At 44.9% G+C, this 13532-nt stretch carries 20 protein-coding genes and 2 pseudogenes; all 22 read right to left on the bottom strand.

Annotated features, from left to right (window positions below; translation table 11 throughout):
- Positions 1 to 95: 95 nt before the first annotated feature.
- The 22 genes and pseudogenes from DXZ23_RS04350 to DXZ23_RS04265 all read right to left on the bottom strand — a co-directional run bounded on the left by DXZ23_RS04350 (position 96) and on the right by DXZ23_RS04265 (position 13462).
- Positions 96 to 614, bottom strand: a complete 519-nt coding sequence (locus DXZ23_RS04350; protein WP_017807372.1) for a phage major tail tube protein — start codon at positions 612 to 614, stop codon at positions 96 to 98.
- 13 nt (positions 615 to 627) lie between these two features.
- Positions 628 to 2017 (bottom strand): annotated as a pseudogene (locus DXZ23_RS04345) (phage tail sheath family protein).
- Positions 2018 to 2118: 101 nt separating this feature from the next.
- Positions 2119 to 2238 (bottom strand): annotated as a pseudogene (locus DXZ23_RS15810) (Gp37 family protein); the annotation flags it as partial.
- 16 nt (positions 2239 to 2254) lie between these two features.
- The gene (locus DXZ23_RS15805; RefSeq protein WP_256593699.1) at positions 2255 to 2407 is read right to left on the bottom strand and encodes a Gp37 family protein; all 153 of its coding nucleotides are present in this window, start codon (positions 2405 to 2407) and stop codon (positions 2255 to 2257) included.
- Between the two features lie 92 nt (positions 2408 to 2499).
- Positions 2500 to 2775, bottom strand: coding sequence for a phage protein Gp36 family protein (locus DXZ23_RS15800; protein WP_256593698.1), 276 nt, complete (start codon positions 2773 to 2775; stop codon positions 2500 to 2502).
- On the bottom strand, positions 2735 to 2935 hold the full coding sequence (locus DXZ23_RS15795; RefSeq protein WP_256593697.1) for a phage protein Gp36 family protein: 201 nt from the start codon (positions 2933 to 2935) through the stop codon (positions 2735 to 2737). The genes DXZ23_RS15800 and DXZ23_RS15795 overlap by 41 nt, the downstream gene beginning before the upstream one ends.
- Positions 2936 to 2944: 9 nt before the next feature.
- Positions 2945 to 3211, bottom strand: coding sequence for a DUF7210 family protein (locus DXZ23_RS04330; protein WP_017805318.1), 267 nt, complete (start codon positions 3209 to 3211; stop codon positions 2945 to 2947).
- Between the two features lie 66 nt (positions 3212 to 3277).
- The gene (locus DXZ23_RS04325) at positions 3278 to 4201 is read right to left on the bottom strand and encodes a major capsid protein (RefSeq protein ID WP_017805319.1); all 924 of its coding nucleotides are present in this window, start codon (positions 4199 to 4201) and stop codon (positions 3278 to 3280) included.
- Between the two features lie 23 nt (positions 4202 to 4224).
- Complete coding sequence (locus DXZ23_RS04320) at positions 4225 to 5331, bottom strand: hypothetical protein (RefSeq protein WP_017805320.1); 1107 nt, start codon at positions 5329 to 5331, stop codon at positions 4225 to 4227.
- 473 nt (positions 5332 to 5804) lie between these two features.
- Positions 5805 to 6296, bottom strand: a complete 492-nt coding sequence (locus tag DXZ23_RS04315) for a phage virion morphogenesis protein (RefSeq protein WP_017805321.1) — start codon at positions 6294 to 6296, stop codon at positions 5805 to 5807.
- A gap of 196 nt (positions 6297 to 6492) precedes the next feature.
- Complete coding sequence (locus DXZ23_RS04310; protein WP_017805322.1) at positions 6493 to 6723, bottom strand: hypothetical protein; 231 nt, start codon at positions 6721 to 6723, stop codon at positions 6493 to 6495.
- Between the two features lie 129 nt (positions 6724 to 6852).
- Positions 6853 to 8133: a phage minor head protein gene (locus DXZ23_RS04305; RefSeq protein ID WP_017805323.1), complete on the bottom strand. Its 1281-nt coding sequence runs from the start codon at positions 8131 to 8133 to the stop codon at positions 6853 to 6855.
- Positions 8134 to 9588: a DUF935 domain-containing protein gene (locus tag DXZ23_RS04300; RefSeq protein WP_021724090.1), complete on the bottom strand. Its 1455-nt coding sequence runs from the start codon at positions 9586 to 9588 to the stop codon at positions 8134 to 8136.
- 119 nt (positions 9589 to 9707) lie between these two features.
- Positions 9708 to 11024: a terminase large subunit domain-containing protein gene (locus tag DXZ23_RS04295; protein WP_017805326.1), complete on the bottom strand. Its 1317-nt coding sequence runs from the start codon at positions 11022 to 11024 to the stop codon at positions 9708 to 9710.
- Positions 11008 to 11556 (bottom strand): DUF3486 family protein, encoded by a 549-nt coding sequence (locus DXZ23_RS04290; RefSeq protein WP_017805327.1) that lies wholly within the window; start codon positions 11554 to 11556, stop codon positions 11008 to 11010. Before DXZ23_RS04290 ends, DXZ23_RS04295 begins: the two co-directional genes overlap by 17 nt.
- 11 nt (positions 11557 to 11567) lie before the next feature.
- Positions 11568 to 11870, bottom strand: coding sequence for a hypothetical protein (locus DXZ23_RS04285; RefSeq protein ID WP_017805328.1), 303 nt, complete (start codon positions 11868 to 11870; stop codon positions 11568 to 11570).
- Positions 11867 to 12175: a hypothetical protein gene (locus DXZ23_RS04280; RefSeq protein WP_017805329.1), complete on the bottom strand. Its 309-nt coding sequence runs from the start codon at positions 12173 to 12175 to the stop codon at positions 11867 to 11869. Before DXZ23_RS04280 ends, DXZ23_RS04285 begins: the two co-directional genes overlap by 4 nt.
- Entirely contained in the window at positions 12165 to 12299 is a 135-nt protein-coding gene (locus DXZ23_RS15790; protein ID WP_256593696.1) for a hypothetical protein, read from the bottom strand. The genes DXZ23_RS04280 and DXZ23_RS15790 overlap by 11 nt, the downstream gene beginning before the upstream one ends.
- Positions 12292 to 12552, bottom strand: a complete 261-nt coding sequence (locus tag DXZ23_RS04275) for a DUF2681 domain-containing protein (RefSeq protein WP_017805331.1) — start codon at positions 12550 to 12552, stop codon at positions 12292 to 12294. Before DXZ23_RS04275 ends, DXZ23_RS15790 begins: the two co-directional genes overlap by 8 nt.
- Complete coding sequence (locus DXZ23_RS04270; RefSeq protein WP_017805332.1) at positions 12549 to 12773, bottom strand: DUF2644 domain-containing protein; 225 nt, start codon at positions 12771 to 12773, stop codon at positions 12549 to 12551. Before DXZ23_RS04270 ends, DXZ23_RS04275 begins: the two co-directional genes overlap by 4 nt.
- Positions 12773 to 12916, bottom strand: coding sequence for a hypothetical protein (locus DXZ23_RS15335; RefSeq protein ID WP_017805333.1), 144 nt, complete (start codon positions 12914 to 12916; stop codon positions 12773 to 12775). Before DXZ23_RS15335 ends, DXZ23_RS04270 begins: the two co-directional genes overlap by 1 nt.
- On the bottom strand, positions 12917 to 13462 hold the full coding sequence (locus tag DXZ23_RS04265; RefSeq protein ID WP_017805334.1) for an N-acetylmuramoyl-L-alanine amidase: 546 nt from the start codon (positions 13460 to 13462) through the stop codon (positions 12917 to 12919).
- Positions 13463 to 13532: the final 70 nt, after the last annotated feature.

Here is a 13532-nt window from a genome sequence, read left to right as displayed (position 1 = left end):
CAGACATAAAAAAACTCCTTAATGGTTATTATTTAACGTCATTAAGGAGTTTACTGAAATCGTCTTTAAATTTCTTTTAAAGTAGTTTTAAGAATTTATTGCCCGATATTGGTGCGGTATTTTTGCAACACATCTTGTCCGTTTACACGGTAGATGTTGGCAAAGGTATCCACGTAGAGCAATTCTTTCCCCTCTAAGGTCTGCTTAATGCTGTAGATTTGGAAACTATCTTGCAGCTCAACCGCCTCTTTAGGTTTAAAACTTCCGCCTGCGGTTTTACTAAACTGCACATTCATTACCGTAACTAATGGGGCTTCTTCTGCCAAGCCCATTGCGTTAAATACTTGCAAATTAGAGCGGATCATTAATTGCTGGTGTTTAAATGGGTTAGTATTTTGTACACGAACTTCAGGGTAGAAACTATCCCAAGTTATTTCACCCTCTAGGGCATTTAAACCCGCTGGCAGTTTAATGGTTGCCACTAAACCAAGCCCTTTATGCTCAATTTGTTCAAACTCAATATCGGCAACCTTAATTTCTTTGGCTTTACCTAGCAAAGAGTTACCGTTGAAATACACATTGGCATTGACGATTTGATTAATTGCTGTACTCATTCTTGCTCCTTAATTATTTTTGACCAACCAAATTCACCAAATATTTACGCGTCATCACTGAGCGATTGCTAATGCGTTCAGCTGGCAGTTTTGGTGTGTAATCATAGGTCAAGGGGATCTGCCCTTGACTAAAAGCATCTGCCAAGTCGTAGTCGTAATCGAGCCCCACTTCAAAACCTACGAGGCTTTTTTGCGTTCCTAAGTAGGTGCGAATGGTTTCCAATAGGCTGTCAATTAACGCATCATCAATCGGACGGTCGATATATTGCAACTCGGCACGGCGAATGCTTTCATCAATTAAATCCCCTGTACGCAAGGCGGTCTCAAAGTTGATGATATGGGTAACCGTTGGGAAACAGCTTGAGCGGTTGCCCCATAATCTAAACCCTGTGCCAAAGCTATTAAAAATCGTGGTAATCCCCACGGCATTTAAGCGATTGGTTTCACTTTGTAAGTCATCAATACGCGCCGTTAATGGCACTTCCATACCAATCACGCCCAACAGTTCGCGGTTAGAGGTACTAAACCAATAACCCTGTTCCACATCGGTTTTCATTCGCAGCCCCGCCGCGTGCGTGGCAAGACTTTCAAGCCCACCACTCATTCCTGTGACATAAGGGTAAAAATGGCGTACTCGTTCTGAGCTGGCTTTGGCATTAAGGTTACCCAGTGGACCTCGTGCTTCAATGGCTTTAGAAAGGGTTGTTCCTTTTGGCAATTGCACATAGGCAACCGCTTTTAGTTGCTCCGCCAGCACTTGAAGGGCGGCAGCACAAGTCGCCGTTTTATCAAACTCAGGGCAAATCAACACCTTGGCATCTGCCCCAAATTTATTAAAGCCATCACGCAATAACTCAAAGCCTTTGCGTTGCCCCGTACTACTTTCCACGCCGCCTTTAATATCTTCTTCCGTAACCTTACTTGGGTCAGCATAGGTATAGGTCACAGTGAGGCTGGTTTTGCTGGCTTTAAAGCAGATTTCCCCTGTTTTGCATATTGACCGTGTAGTCTGTCCCCTCAGTGAGAGCCACATTGTTTGCTTTCACCGTTAAGGTGAGCAATGCCGCTTTTTCCGTTACGGCAATTAAGGTGTTTGGGTCTTGGGTTAATACCCTCATCATTGACTTGGGTTTTATGACGAGTGGGGTCTAACACATTGACCACATAAACCTGCCCACTGGCATAACGGCTTAAAATCTCAAAGGCATCAGGGAGGGTGAAGCCTTTACCTGTAAGCGTGCCAAATTGGGCAAAATCTTTCTTCGTTTGGCACAGCGTAAGCTGGTTTACCGCTCCCATTGGGGCTGTGCCGACAATGCCAATAATCGCCCCATCAACGGTTTTGAACGGGAACAGATCCGCCTGTTTCACGTTTGGTTTCCAGTTCCGTGGTGAAAAGCCATATTTTTCTCCTTAATGTTGAATCCGCACGGCGTAAAAGTGCGGTGGTAAATTTGTGTGAATTTTGCAGGTCGCGTTGTTCCACCTGCCACGTGCTGGTTTGCACAATCAGTTGATATTGCCAAAGCCCTTCGTCTTCACCCGCGAACTCTTCGCTAATTAATACACAAGGTTCGCAATTAGTGGGCGAAAGCCCCAATCGCCAGCGAACCTTATCCAGCACCTCTAATGCCCCGCTATCATCGTGCTGGACTACGGGCAATAATGGTTAAAGCAAGATGCACATCACGGCGTTGATGTACAAGGTCGGTGCTACCTTGGGTTTCAAACTTCGAGCCTGCGTATTGCACTAAGATGACCCCGTATTCGTCTTTAACGTAGTAATTCGCCAAATCATCGGGGAAAAGCTCAATGCTAAAGCGATCTATTCGCTCAAGTAAGCGTTTCTTGGACGCTCGTTAAAATCGGCAAGGTGGCAGACATTTTAATACCCCGATAAATCCACTTTTTCAGGTGCTCGTGCCACAAAACGCGGTACAGCAGGCACATTGTCGTCATCGTATCGACAAGCTCGGTCAGCCCTAAATGCAATTTGCCTGATTGGATACGCTCCAAATCTTTCAGCGCTTGGGCATAACTGTCTTTTGACTTGGTCAGGAAAACCTTTGCCATCAGGACGGCGTGAATACAGCCAATAGCGTGCCAGTTGCAAACAGAGATTACGCACAAGGGTTGGCACTTGATGCAGCGGCAGAAACATAACGCGAACGCAAATACCCATCGACAATCTCCGTGGCATACAAACACGCCTTATCTAACACCGCAAAGTTAATGCTTGTGGCACGGCTGTTGTCATTCGAAAGATCCATTAAGGCACGTTCACTTAATAGCTCGTTTAAATCCTCTGCATTAATGTACATTGTGCCGCCTTATGCCTGATTTTCCGTGTTGGCATTCGCCGTATTAGTGGTCGCTTCTTTGTTGTTTTTGGCTTCTTCAGCTTTACGTTGTGCTTCCTCAGCATTGCGTTGCTGTTGGGCGAGCTTGACTTTGCCGCTTTCGGTAAGTTCCACATACAAGGCGATGTTTTGTGCTTCTTCTTGCGTGAGTTCAAGGGTTTCGCCCACTTCATAACGTTTACCGTTATGCAAAACAGCCACTGCGCCAATCACGGCGTAAAGTAATTTTTCGTTCATTGCATTCTCCAAAATTTAGGATTTTTCAACCGCACTTAAAGGACGTTTAAATGCGGTTTAAAGGGGTTACGCGATACAGTCTTTCACTAAATAACCCGCAGGCTTGCCCACCAAATGCGGTTTATAAATATCGGTACAACGCACCACTTCTAACTTGCCACCGCTTTCTTGGTAGGTATCCACAAATAATCCTTTACGACGGCGAACGGTATAGCCAAAACTTGGCTGATACACCGTGCCTTTCTTATCGGCGGTTTTCGGCACATAAGCCAACACCACGGTTTTAGTCCAAATATCTTTTAACTGACCGCTTTCTTCATAAACTGCCTCGCCAATTTTGACGGTGTCAATATCAATTAAGCCCGCAAAAATTTCTGGCGTAATCACGCCTTTTTGCACATACTTAATTTTTTCAATCACTTTCGGGTGGGATTTCAGCACCTCCCACACATCGCCTGCAATCACGCACACATTGGCTTTATGCCCAATGGTGCGTTTAATCGCACGTTTTGCTGCGTCAAAGACGGCAAATGGGTCGGAGTCTTTGTGACTAAATTGACTTGTGCCAGATAATGCCACTTTATTGGTGCTGTCATAGCTCGCCTCATTTTGCGCAAGGGTGGCGATTTGTTTTTCGCGGTCTAACGCAATCACATCTTGGATAACGCCTAGGGCGTATTGACGCAATGGAAAACTGGCTTCATTGCTTTCGCGGTAATCAATGGCATATTCTGCGTCGTGTTCTTCCAGTGCCACATCAATCGCGCCCAAATCTTCAGGCTCTAAGCGGTTAGATGCCCCGCGTAGGCTTCGCGTGGTCGTCGGAATACGGAAGGCTAAACGCCCAAATGTCGGGATTTTTGCCGCTTCTTTGTCGATTTCAACGATAGGCATAAGGCTATCGCCAATCAGTTCATTGTTGTGATAGCCATAAGCCAAATTGGTGAGTACAGGGTCTTGTACGCGTAATTTTGATAAATCCAGTGCCATAAAAATTGCTCCTTGTTGGTTAATTAGTTAAATAACGCATTAAATGCGGTGGTGTAATCCACATTGTGCTCGCCCATATAAGCACGAATGCGTTTATCCGCATCAATGCTGGCTGGGCTTGTGCCTTCGGCATAGTCCACCGTCTCGTCAGCAGGCTGTGCGGCCTTGTCTTTGGTCGCTACCTCTGAAAACTCAACCACTTTAGGCTGGTCTTTAAGATAGGCTTTAAACTGCTGAACAAGGCTTTCACCCTCTTCAAATTCCACGACACCACCTTGGGCTTGCACCGTCATGGCATTGAGCATTGACACCACCTTGTCTTTATTTTTCGGGGCAAGTTTGCCTTCCGAAATTAAGGCTTCGGCAAAACTGGCATTCTCGGCTTTGGCTGAGTTAAGTTCTGCTTCGGCTTTTTCAGCTTCGGCTTTGGCTTTTGTCGCTTTTAGCTGCTCATTTTCTTGACGCAAGCGGTCAAGCTCGGCTTTTTCTTCTGCACTCATTGCGGGTTCTCCTTCTGGTTGCACATTATTTTCATTAAAGTCTGGAACAAGGACGTCAGTATGGCGATACTCCTCACGGATACTTTCCTCTTGCACCGAACTCACCAAATAATCAGGCAGGGCTTTATCTGCTTCCTCCTGTCCATACTTACCAATCACCCAATCCCGTAGTCGCCGCCAAAGGCTTGATTGCGCCCAATCGCTAAACTCAACGATGCCTTGTTCTTCCTCATTAAATTCAGGATTACGCAAGCCTTTTACCGCAGGTGGTACAGCACCTAAAAAGCCCACGTGGCGTAAATACAACTTGCCAGCAACAGGGTTGTTCGGGCTATCAGGTAAGTAAAAAGATGCCGACACCTTTTTAAATCGTCCATTCTGTACCATTTCGGCAAAATCAGGATCAATCTGGGTCAGTTCTGCTTGCAATGTATCCCCGTTGAGCTGTAAGCCTTTCACCCACGCATAAGCAGGGTGATTGTCTTTAGGGTGTCCGATCACCACGGGGGACTCGTGGAATTGCGGGTTATAGGCATCAATCGCCTGTTGCAACGACTCCGTGGTAATGTTCACCACATTGCCATTGGCGTCAGGGCGAGAGCCTGCTCGAAAAATATCAATAAGGGTCATATCGGTGTCCTTGTTTGCTGAAACACCGATAGAGTAACGAAAGAGAGACGAAAAAGATTTTAAAGTCCTTTAAAGATTTTTTTGCGTGATTTTCCCAGCGGTATTCCAAAAAATACTCCACTTAAATCAAAAGGCGATTAAAGAGGCATTAAAGACCGCTTAAAGAGAAGAGATAATTTACAAGATGACCCAGCATAAGGGTAAAAATAAAAAACGCCATAACACGCGATTATGGCGTTATTTTGAAATAATGGCTAAATGGTATTTTATACGTCGTTCAAACCCCGTTCAAAACTTTCACAGTGCGTTCAAAAAATTTAACGTAAGGCAATATACCACTTAAAAAGAAAACTTCGCTATGGACGTTTTACTCGCAATTTTCGCAATAGCGAAATTTGCTCGGGCTTTTAGCCCCATCGGCATAGCCGATGTTCAAAAAAGCATCCGCTTTTTTGTAAGCACGATTTTAAATACTATAACCCTTGCTCAATTTGTCGCTGTAAAAGTGCGGTGGCTTTTTTTAGCAATCTTTGCTCATCTTGTTTGTTTATCCCTAACCAAGGGCGGGCAGGAATATCCGCTTTTTTGGCAAAAATCTTGCTTTTACCAAAGCGTAGCCGTTTTGCTTTCTTCGGTACAATCTTGCCTCCAAATTGGTGTAGGCGGGCATATTTGGCATCGCTACCAAATTCCACGTGATGATCATCATAATTGTAAGCGGTTTTCTGCGACAAATAGCCATCTTGCCTTAGAATTTTATTGTTACCCTTAATTTGACGGGTAATGGGCGAAAGGGCTTGCCACTTTTTGCCATCAGGAGCGACTTCGTTTTTAAAGCGTTCGGCGTGAATTTTTTTCAAGGTTTCACCCAACACACCATAGAGCTTACGCGGGGCTTTTAAGGTGCGTGCGATACGCTCTAACTGCTGTTTGGGTAGCGTATCATCAAGGGTAATTTTAATCATTGTGTTACCTCGCAAATTGGATTAAAAAGAAAGCGTGGTAATGTTGCCACGCTTTAATTTAAGGACTTTCAAATGAAAGATAAACAAACTGAACTATTAGAACAGCTTTTAACTGCTCAAGTTTTAACTTTGGCAGCAGCGAAATGTAATAATTTCAACCTTTCGCATAAAGCCTACAACGATGTTTATACTGATTTTATTCAGTCAGCCGTAACTGACATCGCTGAATTTCAGCCTGAAGTTTTAAAGCTACTTCGTCAAATTTCGCCTGATCACTCTTAACAGTCTGAAAATTGAGTAATATTAGTTCAATTTGTTTTAATACAAATTGAGCATCAACCATCATTAAGCCTTGAAACTCTGGTACGAGTTTTAGGGCTTTTAATTTTAATTCGGCTTCTTTAAGTTCTTCTTCAAAAATGTTCATTTTATTTTCTCCTATTGATTAAAAAATAAGTTAGGGGTATAGTTTAACTAGCCACAGGGGTTTCCTACTGGAAAGGTTACGCTAGGCAACTACCGTATTATCCTGTTCGAATCAGGCAAACTGTGGCTATTAATCCAAGTTTCCCCATAAAACCTCAAACCCTTTTAAGCTTTCCCATTGACGTTTATCAGCAATCACACTTGCCGTTCTCACCATATTCACTTTTACCCGTTGTTTTTTCTGCGTCAGTTGATCGCGATGTTGAATGTCATAATCCATTTTGACTGCCACCTTACCTTGTTCCGTGTCATGCACAAACACTAAGGTCGGTTGCTTCTGTTGGCTTTCGAGCAAAATCGCTTTAGGATGGCGTAGCTTTTCAGGCAGCTGTTTCCAAAACTCAACAGGTAAGTTAATACCTTTTGCTTGTTTGTTATCTCGCAAAGCGTGTAACACATCTTGATCACGCACCGCAATCACCGCACTTTGTGGAGCTTTGTCTAGCACCTCTAACTTAGTCAAGACCTCATCAGACAGCACGCCCACATATTTCATTTGACCGCGTGCCATTTTCTCTTTGGTAACAGTTTCGACCATCTCCGCCATTGCGGTGTTTAACATTGCCACCGCTTGCGGGCGTTGACTGATCACATCATTAATCAAACGGCTCGCAAGACGTGGCTCAGACTGGCTTAATTTTTGCATTAAGACCGCATCCACCGATTGATTTCGGCTTGCGGTGAGATTGTCAAAATTATGCGGAGCAAAACCTGCATCATAGCCTTTGGGCAGATTGATGGTTCTTGGGTTACCACTTCGCACGCCAACCAATTTCTCTTCAAATTCAATTTCCACGGGAGGTGATACCTGCTTGCCCATTTCCCTTAAATCATCTTCATCGTGTGCTTCGACGGTACAATGACAACCGTAGGCTTTAACAGGGTAGTAATAACGCCAAAACGGATCATTGGCTGGGCGAATGGTGCCATCTAAATCAATATGCGCCTGACGTGGGTGGGCGTTGTCGTGGTGATGATATTCCCAATAAGGCATCACATCGGCTAAATCCAAATGCTGCTTTAACCGCCCACGGTTATAAGCGCCATACACATTGGTGTCATAAATGATCCGTGTACGCCAGTTGCGCCCACCTTTATACTGCCAACCTGTTTTTGCCACAATCTCATCAAAGCGCTTGCGAAAGCCTTCTAGGGTTTCACCTCGTGCAATGGCATCATCCACCGCTTGACGAAACTGTGCGATGATTTCATTGCGATTTGCCCCTGCGACCATAAAAAAATAGTCGTGTTCTTCGCCTAACACATCTAAATAGCTGTCAGTGGGTAAATTGAGTTTTTTCTCAAAATAGCGCACTTGCTCTTTAAAGGTGAAACCGTTTTCTATTGCCATTTAGCGTTCCTTTTTACTTTCTTTATTGACGCTATAACGCCCCGCCAGCTCCGCACTGGTTGATGCCCACGCCATGACTTGGGCGTACTCGCTAAAATCTAATTCTGGGATAAGGCTATCTAATTGCGTGCGAAAATCCTCAAGACTTTCAGCCGATGCTAGTTTATCTTGTACCGCTTGCAACCAATTATCCACGTGGCTTTCTGCTTCAATTTCCAGCTGTTCCACAATGCCATCGGCAATATTGCGTGGCATTGTGGGAGCTGGCTCATTAAATTCTGCCGATTTTTGCGCCGCACTTTGCTGCGGTAACGGTTGTTGTTTTAGGGTAATATCTCCCTGCTCAAAGCCATAAGTGCGAGCGAGATACTGCTCGCTAAATTGCACCCCCATACTCGCCAGCAATTGGTCACGCTCGGCTTGCAATTTATCAATACTTTCTTGCTCAAAGAGTTCAAAGGTTGGCAAGGTGTCCACATTAAAATTGAGTTTGCAAATCCACCTTAAAAGCTGATTAAAACAGCTTTCTACAATCGCCGCGTCTTCATCGCGAATGGCTTTGGCTACTTCAAGCCCCGCCGTTGCGCTAGCGCGGTTAGCTTCGGCTTCGGTGGTTTGATTTTGCCCTAGAATGGCAATAGCAATCTCTGATTTACAATAACGCAGGAAATCATCAAACACCTGTGATGAGCCACCTTTGCTACCACTTTCTAACAGCTCAATGGTGCTGTCATTTGGGATAGCCGCAACCGCAGTTCCCAGCATTTTTTCCATACTATCCAGCAAGTCTTCAATTTCGTGCGGCTGGGTTTGTCTTGGATGTTTACCCACCAGCCAAGGGCTGCCGTATTTTTCCACAAACTCGAGCCAAAATTTTAGCCCGCCTTTTTTAAAGGTGGCCGCCCAAAAGCACATGGCTAAATCGGCACGGCCATAAGGGTTCATATAATCTGCTTGCTGGGTGGCAAGTAAAAACTTCATTTCAGGGAGAGGCTTACCATCGCGCTCCTCTTTATCACGCAGTAGCAATTCATTTTCTTCATTAAACACAAACCATTCTTGCGGTTTACCCACAATCTCGGCAGGTAATAACAAGCCGTTTTCTTCCGCCCACATCACCTCAAGAGCTTGATAGCCAAAGAGGGTGGCATCTAAAATCTGGTTAATGATATGGTTGAGAGGTAAGCGTTCAAAAAGTGCGGCCAGAATTTCATCGACTTTTTTATTACCTGTTGGTGTAAGTCGCCATTCTAACCCTTTAATTGCAGCTTTACGTCGGCGTACACAACCGCCCACGTGGCTATCGGATAAAATTTCACGATAGGCGGAAATATCTTTACCCATTTTTTTCAACACAGGGTCTGGGTTAGGCAAATAGTGCATAAATGCCCAATAATCCACAGCACTGGCACGGGTTGCAATTTCACGCACTAAATCTTGTTTTTTTGGTGTCATTGTTTATCCTCCAAATGCTAATACGGCGATAACTAAAAACCACCACCAACCTTCAATATTGTGAAATTTCAAATAGGTAGCACAAATGGCACAAGCTGTCATAAAAATATATCTCATCGTTAATATCCTTGTGTTAATTTTTGGCTCGTTCTGGGTCTTCTGCTATGGGCTTTCACGGGCAGCAATACGGCATCTTTAGCCGCAAGCAAGGCCAAAAAACACGCCCACGTACGGTCGGCGTGTCCCGCGCTATCACTTTCTGCCACAAAGCGTGGTTGTCCCGTTGAGCCTGTAATTTTTTTGAGTTTGTGCAAATCGGCACGCAAATCGCTATCCCCTTGCGGGATACGAATTTGTTTGTCTTCAAAGGCATTTTTGCCAAGGGTCGCCATATTGAGCTTGGTCACCACATTAAACAGCACACCTTGCACCCGTTGCTCGCCGTGTTGATATTGGGCATCTTCCACCATTTTTTCGCCCATACCTGTTTGGTCGAGATTGCACGCAACCACATTATATTGACGCATCACACGGTTTAACTCGTCCAACTGATGGCGTAACTTAGTACGTTTTAAGGTGATGATTTCGCGCGTCCAATACACATCGCCCACCAGTTCCAGCACCCAAATTACGGTTAAATCTCCCCGCACTGCAATATCCATACCTACAAAGCAAGGGTTGCCCGTGTAATTTTCGGGTTTTCCTGCTTGCGGATGCTCGACGCCGTCAATTAAGTCATAAGAAAGCCAACTACTGGCTTCATCAAGCCACTTAAGTTCAAATTCTTGCGCCCACGCATCTTCATCATTTAAGCCCTTACGGAGCTGTTCAATGTTGCGTGGAAGACCATCAGCAACGGCTTGATAAATATCTACTTGATGACGCGACCATTCAGTATTGTCAAGATCAGTCATCAGCTCATAAAATTTATTGCCCTTGCCATTAGGCGTACTCACTACCCGCAATTTCCAGCCTGCCGAAATCACAGGGAACAAGGCTTTCCAAATCTCACGGCTGTCTTGGTGAAAAGCAAACTCGTCCAAAAACACGTTAGCCGAAAAGCCCCGAGCGGTGTCAGGATTGGCTGGGAGCGCGGTAATTTTTGACCCATTGGGAAAAATTACTTCAAGGGCATTGATCGTGGTGTCTTCTTTGAACGGCACTTCCATAATTTCACAGGCAATGCCCATCGCATTTAAGTGAACTTTCACGCCTTCGTTCATTGCTTCTTTCGCTTGGCGTTCCCCACGGCTTAAAATCACCCAACGGACTTTTTCACCCCGTGCTTCGGCCTCCAAGCAATCCAGCACAATTTCAAGGGTAGTGGTAAAGGTTTTGCCTGTTTGACGGGCAAACATTGCCACCTTGAAACGGCTGGTATCTTGTAGCCAGCGTTTTTGGTAATCATAGAGAACGGTGTTATTGGTTGATGCCATAGACTTCCAAAATACTTTGTCGCACACGCTCAAGGGTTGGCAAGTCAGTGCCGTCCTTATCTGCAGTGCGTGCGAGTTCATCTAATTTTGCCTGCACTTTGGCTTTGTGTTCGGCTTGATATTCTTTGAGCTTCACACTTGCCGTGGTCATTGACGCAATATTTTTGCCAATCATCCCCAGTGCTTTTAAGCGGTCTTTCACGCTTAGACTTTCCACATTGCGGGCCTCAATCAGCAAATTCATTAAATCCGTCTGCACCAGTCGCATTAGCGCGTCCGATTGACTGTCGCCTTCATCGTCCACTTGCTCGGTAATGAGCTTGGCGATTTCCGCACTGTCTTTAATGGCTTTTAAACGGCTTTCAATTTGCTTGCCATAACGATGAATGGCGGATTTGCTGATGGAATAGCCTTTCTCACGCAGTAGGCTTTCCAACTCAACATAGCCTGAAAAACCGTTCTCCGTTAAGGCGCGTTCCAGCCAACGACGAACATCTTCGGGCAGTTTTTCGATACTTGAACGGGGAGCCATATCAGATCCCCTTACGCCCAATACTTTTCAGGGCGGGCAATCCCCGCTTGGCAGTCGATGGTGTATTCCACAATATCGACACCCAAACGATTAATATCAGCAAACCAGACACCGTGCGGTTGTTTAGTCAGCTCCACGAGTTTACGATCAGAAAGGTATTCCAACTGCTGACGGATTTCGTGTGGTGTTACGTTTGGGTAAATACCCGTCATTACATCACGCAGAAATTGTTCGCTAGTCGTGTATGGCATCGCTTTGTGCAGGGTGTTGAGCAAATGCCAACGCATACCTTCACGGCGGGCTTTTTCTATCATTTTGCACTCTCCATTTTGTATAAATCACTTAAAGTTTTGTGTAAGGCATCCATTTTGGCTTCCAGCACCGTTTGCCCTCGAATGTAGTCATCACGCAGCACATAAACGAGTGGCAGAGACGACTGCATTTGGTTGAACTGCTTTTCCAGCTCTTCCACTTTGTCATTCACTTTGAGCTGGTTTTGATGTCGCTCGCTTAAACTGCTTTGAAACTGTGCCACCAAGATTTTGGCAAAACCAAAACAGCAACCTAAGAATGAAAGCAGGAGCCCCACCAAATGCCAAAATTCCACGTTAATTGTCATTGCTTTGCTCCTTGCAAATCACCCGATAAGTGGCGTTATGTACCGCAATTTGACGCAGCGTTTCAGTGGTATCTTGGCGACTGGCTTGGATTAAGCCAAAGCCCGAGCAACTCGGATTAATCACGGAGATCGCCTTGTTGCTGCAAGCGGTCAATAAGGTCACTGCGATCAGCAGTGCGGTGGTTTTTTTCATTATTTTTTCTCACTTCAAACTGTTTTACTTGGGCTTGTGCCACGGCTTTTTCTTGCTCAAGGTGCTCTACGGTGGCAAACATTTTGTCTAAATCTCGCTTGGCTTTTTTCAGACGCCACACAACATAAACGACAAATAGCATAAAAGCCCCAAGCGCAACTAAAATCAACGGTAACGTTATCATTCCCCATCTCCTCTTTTACGGAGGGCATTAGCAAAACCTTTGGTTGCCACACCACCGCCACAAAACAAGGCAAAGGTGGTAAATAGCTCACCTACATAGGTGCGATCTAACCAGACGGCATAAACCAAAATCCCTGCCATTAGCACAGCACCAAAAAATTGGATAAATGCAGTAGTTGATAAGCGACCATTATCATTAGTAATTAATTCTTTTAATGCCATTAGTAACTCCATAGCAAATAAAACTGTTGTGCTGCTGTACGCCCACCATTGATGGACTTATTCTGTTTGGCGTTGTTGCTCATTCGCCAGCCACGACTAAATCGGTTTTGATAATTTGGGAAACGCATTGATGCACTCATCATTTACTCCTTAAACAGATGTGCTTGATTAATTACTTGCTCGCTGTCCAAATAGCTCCACACATCAAAACACGGGCAATCTTTGAGCCACTCGTTCGGGGTAATCGTGCCGTCTCCGTTAAGGTCAGGGCTTAAATCACGATGCCCACAAATTCGGGCGTGAGGATATTTGGCCTCTAATTCACGCAACAACTTGTGTAACGCTTGCCATTGTTTGGCGGTATAGCGTCCGTAGTTTTTACCTGTGATGCTAATGCCACCCACAAGGCAAATCCCCAAGCTATGGGCGTTATGCCCTTTAACATGCGCACCGTTTTCACCTTCCTGTCGCCCAGTTTCAACAGTACCATCGGTATCAATGACAAAGTGGTATCCGATATGCGACAAATGCGGATTAAAATGCTTTACATTGATAGAGTTGCGTTTAAACCCACGCTGTGCGTGCCAAAGATCAATCCGTTGGGCTGCGGTTAGCCTTTCATTGCGTAAGGGTTTACCGTTTTGCGTGGCGCTACAATGCACCACGATTTTTGTAATTGGAAAAGGCATAAAAAAACTCCCTTTAAATTTGCTTTAAAGGGAGTTTAAAGAATGGGAGCGTGAATTGATTTTAAAGTAG

It is taken from the genome of Avibacterium paragallinarum, from assembly GCF_900450705.1.
In the GTDB taxonomy this organism is placed as follows: Bacteria; Pseudomonadota; Gammaproteobacteria; order Enterobacterales; family Pasteurellaceae; genus Avibacterium; species Avibacterium paragallinarum.
The sequence above is the reverse complement of the archived record's forward strand: the minus strand, read 5'-3'. Positions and strand labels throughout refer to the sequence as shown.

Coding starts and splice junctions, on each gene's coding strand:
- DXZ23_RS04310 (WP_017805322.1), bottom strand. CDS start 6,723: ATGAACATTTTTGAAGAAGAACTTAAAGAAGCCGAATTAAAATTAAAA.
- DXZ23_RS04320 (WP_017805320.1), bottom strand. CDS start 5,331: ATGACCCTTATTGATATTTTTCGAGCAGGCTCTCGCCCTGACGCCAAT.
- DXZ23_RS04330 (WP_017805318.1), bottom strand. CDS start 3,211: ATGAACGAAAAATTACTTTACGCCGTGATTGGCGCAGTGGCTGTTTTG.
- DXZ23_RS15795 (WP_256593697.1), bottom strand. CDS start 2,935: ATGTACATTAATGCAGAGGATTTAAACGAGCTATTAAGTGAACGTGCC.
- DXZ23_RS04275 (WP_017805331.1), bottom strand. CDS start 12,552: ATGATAACGTTACCGTTGATTTTAGTTGCGCTTGGGGCTTTTATGCTA.
- DXZ23_RS04285 (WP_017805328.1), bottom strand. CDS start 11,870: ATGATAGAAAAAGCCCGCCGTGAAGGTATGCGTTGGCATTTGCTCAAC.
- DXZ23_RS15335 (WP_017805333.1), bottom strand. CDS start 12,916: ATGATGAGTGCATCAATGCGTTTCCCAAATTATCAAAACCGATTTAGT.
- DXZ23_RS04290 (WP_017805327.1), bottom strand. CDS start 11,556: ATGGCTCCCCGTTCAAGTATCGAAAAACTGCCCGAAGATGTTCGTCGT.
- DXZ23_RS04300 (WP_021724090.1), bottom strand. CDS start 9,588: ATGACACCAAAAAAACAAGATTTAGTGCGTGAAATTGCAACCCGTGCC.
- DXZ23_RS04315 (WP_017805321.1), bottom strand. CDS start 6,296: ATGATTAAAATTACCCTTGATGATACGCTACCCAAACAGCAGTTAGAG.
- DXZ23_RS04305 (WP_017805323.1), bottom strand. CDS start 8,133: ATGGCAATAGAAAACGGTTTCACCTTTAAAGAGCAAGTGCGCTATTTT.
- DXZ23_RS04265 (WP_017805334.1), bottom strand. CDS start 13,462: ATGCCTTTTCCAATTACAAAAATCGTGGTGCATTGTAGCGCCACGCAA.
- DXZ23_RS04325 (WP_017805319.1), bottom strand. CDS start 4,201: ATGGCACTGGATTTATCAAAATTACGCGTACAAGACCCTGTACTCACC.
- DXZ23_RS04350 (WP_017807372.1), bottom strand. CDS start 614: ATGAGTACAGCAATTAATCAAATCGTCAATGCCAATGTGTATTTCAAC.
- DXZ23_RS15800 (WP_256593698.1), bottom strand. CDS start 2,775: ATGTTTCTGCCGCTGCATCAAGTGCCAACCCTTGTGCGTAATCTCTGT.
- DXZ23_RS04270 (WP_017805332.1), bottom strand. CDS start 12,773: ATGGCATTAAAAGAATTAATTACTAATGATAATGGTCGCTTATCAACT.
- DXZ23_RS04295 (WP_017805326.1), bottom strand. CDS start 11,024: ATGGCATCAACCAATAACACCGTTCTCTATGATTACCAAAAACGCTGG.
- DXZ23_RS04280 (WP_017805329.1), bottom strand. CDS start 12,175: ATGACAATTAACGTGGAATTTTGGCATTTGGTGGGGCTCCTGCTTTCA.